At 63.0% G+C, this 8,632-nt stretch carries 5 protein-coding genes and 8 pseudogenes; 4 read left to right on the forward strand and 9 right to left on the reverse strand.

From position 1 onward, the window contains the following. A pseudogene (locus ACFWAY_RS52165) lies at positions 1–191 on the forward strand (DDE-type integrase/transposase/recombinase); the annotation flags it as partial. Between the two features lie 136 nt (positions 192–327). Next, positions 328–495: pseudogene (locus ACFWAY_RS52170) on the forward strand (IS30 family transposase); the annotation flags it as partial. Here the strand turns inward: ACFWAY_RS52170 and ACFWAY_RS52175 are convergent. After that, positions 495–1,370: pseudogene (locus ACFWAY_RS52175) on the reverse strand (transposase); the annotation flags it as partial. The pseudogenes ACFWAY_RS52170 and ACFWAY_RS52175 overlap by 1 nt on opposite strands. Positions 1,371–1,418: 48 nt before the next feature. On the opposite strand from ACFWAY_RS52175, the pseudogene ACFWAY_RS52180 reads away from it, so the two are divergent. Continuing rightward, positions 1,419–1,703, forward strand: a pseudogene (locus ACFWAY_RS52180) (integrase core domain-containing protein); the annotation flags it as partial. A gap of 99 nt (positions 1,704–1,802) precedes the next feature. Here the strand turns inward: ACFWAY_RS52180 and ACFWAY_RS52185 are convergent. The 4 genes and pseudogenes from ACFWAY_RS52185 to gnd form a co-directional block, all read right to left on the reverse strand. After that, the gene (locus ACFWAY_RS52185; RefSeq protein WP_378516321.1) at positions 1,803–3,125 is read right to left on the reverse strand and encodes an MFS transporter; all 1,323 of its coding nucleotides are present in this window, start codon (positions 3,123–3,125) and stop codon (positions 1,803–1,805) included. A gap of 718 nt (positions 3,126–3,843) precedes the next feature. After that, positions 3,844–4,300, reverse strand: a pseudogene (locus tag ACFWAY_RS52190) (IS701 family transposase); the annotation flags it as partial. A 108-nt stretch (positions 4,301–4,408) separates the two neighbouring features. Continuing rightward, positions 4,409–4,742: pseudogene (locus ACFWAY_RS52195) on the reverse strand (glucose-6-phosphate isomerase); the annotation flags it as partial. Between the two features lie 160 nt (positions 4,743–4,902). Then, positions 4,903–5,802: a phosphogluconate dehydrogenase (NAD(+)-dependent, decarboxylating) gene (gnd, locus tag ACFWAY_RS52200; protein ID WP_378516325.1), complete on the reverse strand. Its 900-nt coding sequence runs from the start codon at positions 5,800–5,802 to the stop codon at positions 4,903–4,905. Between the two features lie 285 nt (positions 5,803–6,087). Here gnd and ACFWAY_RS52205 point away from each other — a divergent pair. Next, a pseudogene (locus ACFWAY_RS52205) lies at positions 6,088–6,303 on the forward strand (transposase); the annotation flags it as partial. Positions 6,304–6,402: 99 nt separating this feature from the next. On the opposite strand, the gene ACFWAY_RS52210 reads toward ACFWAY_RS52205, so the two are convergent. The 4 genes and pseudogenes from ACFWAY_RS52210 to ACFWAY_RS52225 all read right to left on the reverse strand — a co-directional run. Continuing rightward, entirely contained in the window at positions 6,403–6,768 is a 366-nt protein-coding gene (locus ACFWAY_RS52210) for a hypothetical protein (RefSeq protein WP_378516322.1), read from the reverse strand. After that, positions 6,765–7,094, reverse strand: a complete 330-nt coding sequence (locus ACFWAY_RS52215) for a hypothetical protein (RefSeq protein ID WP_378516323.1) — start codon at positions 7,092–7,094, stop codon at positions 6,765–6,767. Before ACFWAY_RS52215 ends, ACFWAY_RS52210 begins: the two co-directional genes overlap by 4 nt. A gap of 740 nt (positions 7,095–7,834) precedes the next feature. Continuing rightward, a complete protein-coding gene (locus ACFWAY_RS52220) occupies positions 7,835–8,359 on the reverse strand; it encodes a ThiF family adenylyltransferase (RefSeq protein WP_378516324.1) in 525 nt (174 codons plus the stop codon). Between the two features lie 93 nt (positions 8,360–8,452). Further along, positions 8,453–8,632 (reverse strand): annotated as a pseudogene (locus tag ACFWAY_RS52225) (IS110 family transposase); the annotation flags it as partial.

Raw genomic sequence — 8,632 nt, forward strand, 5'->3', positions numbered from 1 at the left:
TCACCGGATTCGTGTACACGGCGTTCTGTGTCGACGTGTTCTCCCGCCGGATCCTCGGGTGGCAGGTGATGACATCGAAGACCACCGTGTTGGTCGCCGGAGTGCTCGAGCAGGCGTTGTTCACCCGCAGACGGACCGATATCCGTTTCATATCAACGGGTTTGGTGCATCACAGCGATGCGGGGAGCCAGGGCGGATTCAACCGGTCGTCGCAACACCGTGCTGTGAGGACGAGTGTACCTGTTCGGCAAACACTTCCGCTGGGGTTCTCCACGGTGGCATCCCACCAGCCTGGCGGAACCACCGTGTCCCTACCGGCCCCGACACGCCGCACGCGATCGCTGGACGGCATCTACGGGTATCCGCGTCTACTTCTGTGATCCGTACAGTCCATGGCAGCGCGGAACGAACGAGAATACTAATGGGCTTCTGCGGCAATACTTTCCGAAGGGAACTGATCTGTCCCGATACAACTTCCGTGAACTTCAGGCGGTCCCCGGGACTCGCGGCGCACCGGAGGCCGTCCCGTCGACCTCCTCCGGCCGGGCTCCGATGGTCACATCATCGGTGATGAATCCGGTGCGCTGTTTACGTGCTCGCGCACGAGGCTTACGCAGCGCCCGACCGGTGCGCAAGCACGCGACGAGCTCCCGCTCCAAGCCGCCACGTCCCTCGATGTAGAGCGATTGGTATATCGCCTCATGTGAAATGCGCATCGACGGGTCGTCTGGATAGTCGATCGGTAGGCGATTGGAAATCTGCTCCGGACTCCACGCCGTCGCCCACCGACGATCACCGCGCCGAGGCTTGTTGCGGCCGATCCAGGCCGCATCGGGGCCTGCCACCACGGTTCCATCGTCGGCACGAATCACGCCGGACAGTTTGTCCTGCACATAGTCTCGCAACCGATCGTGTTCGGCGAGCTTCGCCGGCTTCGGGCGCCTCGCGGCGAGGTCGGCCTTCCACTGTGCGATCGACGCCCGATATTCGAGCTTCCCATTACGGGTGGCGGCGTTCCGCCGCAACTCTCGCGAGATCGTCGACGGGGACCGTCCGATGTGAACGGCGACGTCGCGCATACTCATACCCTTGGCCCGCAGCAGCGCGATATCCTCGCGCTCGGCGAACGACAGGTACCTCCCCGGGACCGGGGTCAACTCGATCGGTGGCATCCCACCAGCCTGGCGGAACCACCGTGTCCCTACCGGCCCCGACACGCCGCACGCGATCGCTGCGTCGTCGCTCGTGAGGCCCTCGGCGATCCGCGCCCAGAAGGCCCGCTCGAGATCGCGGCGCACCGGAGGCCGTCCCGGTGACCGCATCACCGCACGCCCCGTCAACGCTGCCGCCCACCCGGGTGGTCGTCCCATTCCCACACCTCCATGATCGAGGTGTTGCTTCCACCGGTTGAGCCTGGTCAGTTCCGTTCCGGAATCTTCGTAGAATTGCTGGACCGCAATGGTTTACAAGGATCAATGGGGAAGGTGGGGGCATGTGGTGACAATGCCGCGATGGAATCGTTCTTCGCGTTGCTGCAACGCAACGTCCTCGACCGGCGCCACTGGAGCAGCCGTGAGGAACTACGGTTGGCGATCGTCGGGTGGATCGAGACGACCTACCACCGGCGGCGCCGGCAACGCGGGCTCGGTCGACTGACACCCGTCGAATATGAGACGCTCCATCAGACCGCACACGCGGCCTGAAACTGCAAACCCCGTGTGTCAACCAGGGTGGGGGCAGTCCCGAACACAACCGGCATTCAGTAGATGCCCGGATTCGTGGGCGCGGATCGCCGCCTGTGCTTACACAGCCTCAGGTGAACTTTCGCGATGTGCCGGCAGGCGGTCTTGTGGATTAATGGCGTTGTTACGATTGCCGATCCCGAGGGCGGCTACTACTGCCGACAGTGCGCACACTCCAGCTAGGTAGTAGCCGGGACCAAGGGAGTAGCCTTGTCCAACGAGCCAGGTCGCCACGAAGGGCGCGGTCCCGCCGAACGCGGCGACACAACTATTGAAGGCCATAGCACTCGCTGACGACCGAAGACGCGCCGGGAACAGTTCGACGACAGCCAAGACTGTCGTCGAACACACCCCACCGAAAAAGAGTCCGCACACCCCGACGACCAGCAAAGCGCCCGGCAGGCTAGTGTGCTGGAGGAACGCGAATGTGGGGATGATGCAAATCCCCAGGCCGAGTGCGGAACTGACCGCAGTGCGCTTTCTTCCCAGTCTGTCGATGGCATAGCCGGTCAAGATGCAAGCCATTACGACAATAGATGTCCAAACCAGTTGAACAACCAGCGATTCGGTTCTGCTGAACTTCAGGGTCGCGTTCATGTACGACACGAGAAACGCAGTCAAGATGTAGGACCCGACCGCGTAGGTCATCGTCCACCCAAGGCAGATCAGCATCGACTTTTTCGCGTGCTTGAGTGCCTGCGCGACTGGTGCGGATTCGATGCGGTCAGCGGCACGTAGCGCAGTGAATTCCGGTGACTCGTCCACGCTCAGGCGCAGGTAGAGGCCGACCAACGCAAGGGGCGCTGCTGCCAGGAAAGGCACCCGCCATCCCCACGAGATCAGTTGCTCTGGGGTTGTCAGCGAGGTGATGGTCACGGCTACCAAGATGCTGAACACCCCCGGGAGCCAGACGGCCGTCGACATGAGCGATGCGTATCGACCTCGCCGTCCGTAGGGTGCGTTCTCGAGAACGAAGATGGCCGACCCGGTGTATTCGCCGCCGGATGAAAAGCCCTGCGTTAGGCGGCACAGCAAAAGCAGTACCGGTGCCACGATGCCAATTTGGGCGTAGCCGGGCAGAAGACCCAACGCTACGGTGCTGACACTCATTAACATCACCGACACTAGGAGCGTGAATCGTCGACCGACGCGATCACCGAGGTGCCCGAATACGATGGCACCCAACGGGCGGGCGGCAAAGGAGAGCCCGAAGATTGCGAAGGTGGATAACAGGGCGGCTGTCCCGTCGGATTGCGGGAAAAACACCGCGGCAATCGTGGTTGCGAACAGTCCATACAGACTGGCGTCGTACCACTCCACGAAATTTCCGACCGCGCCGGCCAACAGCGCTTTTCGCTGCGCGGCGTCATTGCTGCCGTTCATCAGATCTCCTCAAGCGAAGTCTACGCTGGGGGCCGAAACCGGCCAACGTGACTGCTTTTTCGTTGCTAATGTGTGCGCCTGCATCGAGTAACAATACGATCGCTGCATGCGTAGAGTTTTCTGAGTGCATGTGTCAGGATGGCGGGCCCGAACGGGCGTATTGGCTGCTCAGGGTGCAGGGCTGGACATTTTCCGGGTCAGCATGTTCAACCCGGGCGTCTGTATATCGCCATGGTGGCGGGTTCACACGCGTGAACGTATGAGACCAGTCTTGTCGCTTTCTTCCTCTCTGAGGTCGCGGTCCGCAACGCATCGATCACCGACGTCGAGCTGACGGGCGAGCACCTGACTTTTTGTCGCGTCTGTTCTGCGAGCGGGGTGACCACGACTACGCCGCACCCTCGCGCTGGTTCGGCTGCGTGCGCGATTGCGTGCAGGTGAACAGAATCACAAATTTCGCGTTCACAGGTGACCCACAACCTGTCTAGGATCTGGCACGGCGAACTGACACAAACTGTTCAGTCTTGATACTGCATCGGCGATGATGTGATGTATCTGCGGCTTCAGTAATGGCAGGTGCGGCCTGCTGTTGTCAGCGTCTCCGCCAGCGCGATCAGGACCAGACGTACTCGTCGGATGGGCGCGTCGCAGGATCGAATGCACGAGTAGTCGCCGGATCCGGAGAAATCTGTAGCAGATTATGTCCAGATCTTCCCTTGTGGGCGTACCAGGCGCGGTAAGTGCGCACCTGGTACCGGTCGAGTCCGGCGTTGTTCTTGGCCTGTTGGAAGCACTCCTCGACTCGTCACCGCAAGCTGGGCGAGTTCGGTGAGGGTGGTGCTCCGGGGTTCGGATGTAATACCGATCTCGGTGGGGTCAGACAGGGATCGGCGGGCGAGCAGCCAGTGCCCATGGTCGGGCGATCAGTATCGGGATCCCGCACCCAGGAGTACTCACGCGGGTCGTGGGCGCTGCCGCCGTCGGGGATGCGGCGCCACTGCTTCGGCGGGATCGCGGCGATCATCTCGTCGGCGTGCCGGGTGCGCTGGTCCGGGGTGAAGTCGTTGCCGTTCCGGCGTGTGGCTAGCACGTATGAAAGTATCGCGTTCCTCGAACCGGACCCGCGGGTACTTCAACTGACAACAGGCCGTGTCCGCGGTGACCCAGGAGAACGGTGCGCCGGGGTACTGATCGTCGGCCTATGCCGACGTCCGCCGGCTCACGCCGCGCGGGCTCGCGCCGACCAGGAGCTGGCCGAGCGGATCCGTGGATTCCGTCGAGCGCGGCCCCAGATCGGAGTCGCCGATGCCGATGTTCACGACCGTGGTGATGCGTTTGCCGGTGGCCCCGCGCCAGTGGCCGCTGCATACGCGGTCGGTGAACTCACCCATCCGGTCGAGCACCCGGTGCACATCTGCGACCACATCGCGTCCGCGCACCTGCAGTTCCGACGATCAGGGCAGGCGCAGCGCGGTATGCAGGACCGCCCGGTCCTCGGTGGTGTTGACGACGTGGTCCCCGCGCAACATTGCGGTCGCGGCGTTCTTCCAGGCCCGACGCGCGGGCAAGGCCGGTCAGCAACCCGAGGGTATTCCGGTCTATCCGGTGCAGGCTGAATTGATGTAGAGGCACAGACAGTGACGGTCAGGGCGCGGCCACGATCGGATCAGGTGTCGAACAGCTCCGGCATGTGCAGGTCAGCCACCCGGCGTGATGGGCGTGTAGCTACTCCCACACGGGGGGCGGGCGGTGTCATGTTGGGCGAGGTTGTCGCGGTTCAGGCGGTCCCAGCGGGTTCGGTGCGTCGGACGGCGTGCCCGCCGAATTGGTTGCGCAGCGCCGAGACGGCTTTCATCGCCGGTGAGTCGTGCTGTCGGGACGCGAACCGCGCGAACAGTGCGGCGGAGATCACCGGCGCCGGGACGGCGTGGGCGATGGCTTCTTCGACGGTCCAGCGGCCTTCACCGGAATCCTCGGTGTAGCCGGAGATCGCGGCGAGGTCGGGGTCCTCGGACAGGGCCTGCACCAGAAGGTCGAGCAACCAGGACCGCACGACGGTGCCCTTGGACCAGGCACGCAGGACCGCGGGAACGTCCACGATCGAGTCCTCGGCGGCGAGCAGCTCGTACCCCTCGGCGTAGGCCTGCATCAACCCGTACTCGATGCCGTTGTGCACCATCTTCGCGTAGTGGCCGGCACCGACCGCGCCGGCATGGACGAAGGAGTCCTCACGGTCACCGTCCGGTCGCAGAGCGTCGAAGACCGGCATCAACCGGTCGATGTCGGCGGTGTCGCCACCGACCATCAGCGCGTAGCCGTTCTTGCGTCCCCATATCCCACCGGAGACGCCGCAATCGAGGTAGCGGATGCTGTGTTCGGCGAGGATGTCCGCGTTGATCGTGTCGTCGGTGAATCGGGAGTTGCCGCCGTCGACGACGAGGTCGCCGGGTGCGAGCAGGCGCGAGAGCTGCCCGATCACCTGACGGGTCGGGGCTCCAGCGGGCACCATCACCCACACCGCCCGCGGGCTGGGAAGCGACTCGACCAGCGATTCGAGGCTGTCCACATCGCTGGCGGCGGCGTTCGGGTCGAATCCGATCGCCTCGAGTCCGCGTTCACGCAACCGCTCGCGCATGTTCAGCCCCATGCGGCCCAGACCGACCAGTCCCAGTTTCATCGTCACCGTTCCACTTTCGATATTCAATATCGTGCCGAGGTCTATGTCTACGGGGGTTTCGGGGCGGGCTCACCTGACCGGACGGGGAGCTGTCACTGGCCGCTCGGCCAAGTGCATTACCTCGCCGGGCCTTCGACACTGGTATTCGACGCATTGTCTGAATGCGCCTGTGGTGGAGCGAAAGACGGAGTGCAACAGAAGTGACTGTGTATGAAGTGCAGGAGCGGAACCCGCTGGCAGCTGGCTCGGGCGCCGTTGGTGAGGCGTTGATCGGCAGTGTTAAAGGAACGCTTGAACAAGAAGATTCGGTGGCGCACCGATGTCGTCGGGATCTTCCCCGACCGCACCGCCCGGATTCGGCTGGTCGGAGCAGTCCTCGCCGAGCAACTTGGGCGAGTGGAAGCCCGCCGCTACGTCGGCCTCGATGTGCTGGCCCGGTCCCGCGGCCCCACCGCTACCGAACCTACTCAGGAGGTGACACCGGCGGCTCTGACCGCATAACCATCAAGCGAGGAATCACGCGACGACGCCGTACACCACCTCACGGGACTTGACCGGCCATCATGTTGAGCGGTTCGTGCCACTCTCACTTTTACACTTTCACCATGCCTGCTGCCGCAACCATTCATCGACGATGAACTCGCGTTCAGCATCGCTGAACTGCATTGCTGGGCCAGGTCCCGGAAACGACTCGTCGATCACTCCGTACTGTCCGCGAAACGATGCGATGAGGTCTCTGATGAAGGTCGATGCCATGTCGATCACGGTCGTCATTCCAGCCCGCCCCGCACTCACCGTGTATGCCTCTCCCGCGTGTCGATGTGCATCCGTGTTGTATTCCCGCGCAAACCGTGCGGCAAAGTTGCCGAGGAGCAGGCAGATTGTGAGACCGAGTGAAACGCCTATCGGGTAGCAGAACTCGGGGCTCAGCGCTCCGCGTATCCTTCTGGTTGCGTGCTGTGTCACCGTGGTTGCCTCCTAGTCACTTCCTCGTTGAGGTCTTCCCGCTCGATTTCGGTGAGGGTCTGGATGTGGACGCCGAGCGTGTTGGCGTTACTCCATAGTTTGTCGGCCGTTTCGTTCGCTGCCATGGCCTGTGTCGACAGGGGTTCATCGACGAGTTCGTCGATCGTCCGGCGTGTGGTCAGTTTGCGACGTTCCGCTTCTATCGGTTCTCCAGGTGGCTGACATCTGGTGCCTTGCTCACGGTGCGTCAGTTCGTGGGTCAGTGCTTCGTCGGCCTGCTTGGCCGAGATCACCGTGCAGGTAGATGACGTCTTCGGTGCAGGCACCTTCGGGTCCGCCAGAGGGCGTTTTGTTGTGCAGTAATGGGTCTCTGCGGGAACATGTTGCGCGGTTGACGCTCGGGGCGGTATCCAGGCACGTTGTCAGTAACTCGCGCGGATATCCAGCGATCGGCAGGAAAATCGGGCATCGACTACGTCACAGACTGAGCGACCGTTAAGCCTGAACTTGCCGATTCGCTTCCGAGCAGACGGTGAGTTCGACTGTGCGGCACAGATACAGTCCTGGGCGTGTGTGATCGCCCGACCTCGGCCGGGTTGTTACACTGGGGTTTTCGTCTCGAGTTGGGCAGTAGATGTTGTTGTTAGCCGCGGATCGGTCTGTGCGGTGGAACATGCTCTCGAACACGGTGTTCCATGCGGTTTCCCAGGGCCAGACTTTCGGCAGACCCGCTCGGCTTTCCTGCGTGATCTGACGCGGTGGTTGAACTGGGCGCGACCGGTCAAATATTTGAGGGTGTCGTGTTCGGTTTCCGTATCCCTGATTCGGTGAGGTCGGTCGGTGGGAGGGCGACCGGCCGATCCATCTGGCGCTGGATGCGCCGCGAATCGCTGGTCCGGTTCCCGAACCTCCGCCAGCGACGCTATGTCACACGCGTGCGAGCAGGCTCGCACCATCGCCGATCGCGAAACGAGATGGCCGCAGTGGCGGCAGTCCGCTGACTTGGCGGGTTCGTTCTCTATTACCTCGTCGGTCAGTGGATGGCAGGAGACCCAGTGGTTGGCACTCACAGCCGATGGCCACGAGCCAACCGCCGACCGCGCGTGATGCAGCGACGGCGTTGAGAGTGATCACGCTCGGTGCGTGAACGTTCTCGTCGTCGACGTAACGCCGCCGGCAGCGTTACGTGGACGACGAGACGCTGCCGGCGGCGCTGGATTTCGCTGGTCGCTTCTTCCGTGAGCCGCCACGCAGGGATCAAGCCGTTGCACCGCAGACACCCGTTGCCTGGACTGCTCATCCTGGAAACGGAAAAGATGTCGGCAATCTGTCCTTCGATGACAGTGACTTTGGAGCCGACCTGCGTGTTGGGAATGAGGTACTGGTGAGTGATGGAATTGACCAATGGGCGAGCGAGCGCGGAGTCAGCGGCGAGGAAGATGTGATCGCAGTCGGTGAGCAGTACGGCGACGTCGGCGTCGACCACTGAGCGTGGATCTGTGGTGATGCGCACCGACTTGGAGGCCTGGCGGGCGACCCTCGCAGCAATTTTCACCTTAGGTGTTGCCAGGCGGGTGCCGAGTCGTTGCATCCACCGGGGGCGGGCGTCGTCCTGGAGCAGTGACCACGCGTCGGAGCGGCGGGTGCCGACGACGCGTTGTAGACATCCCAGGGGCGTAAGTCGTCAAGCAGCCTGGATGGTGCGGCGGTGGTCCCAGGCAATGTGTTCGTCGTAGCGGGTGTGGTGGCGGAGGCAGCCGTGGAGGATCCCGACGAGGCGGTTGCCGAGTGCGCGGAGCGCTTGGTGGTGCAGGTCGCCGGCGTCGCGTCGCTGGTCGTAGAAGTCTCGGGCGCCAGGACTGGA

Source organism: Rhodococcus sp. NPDC059968 (genome assembly GCF_042738615.1).
Classification (GTDB): domain Bacteria; phylum Actinomycetota; class Actinomycetes; order Mycobacteriales; family Mycobacteriaceae; genus Rhodococcus_F.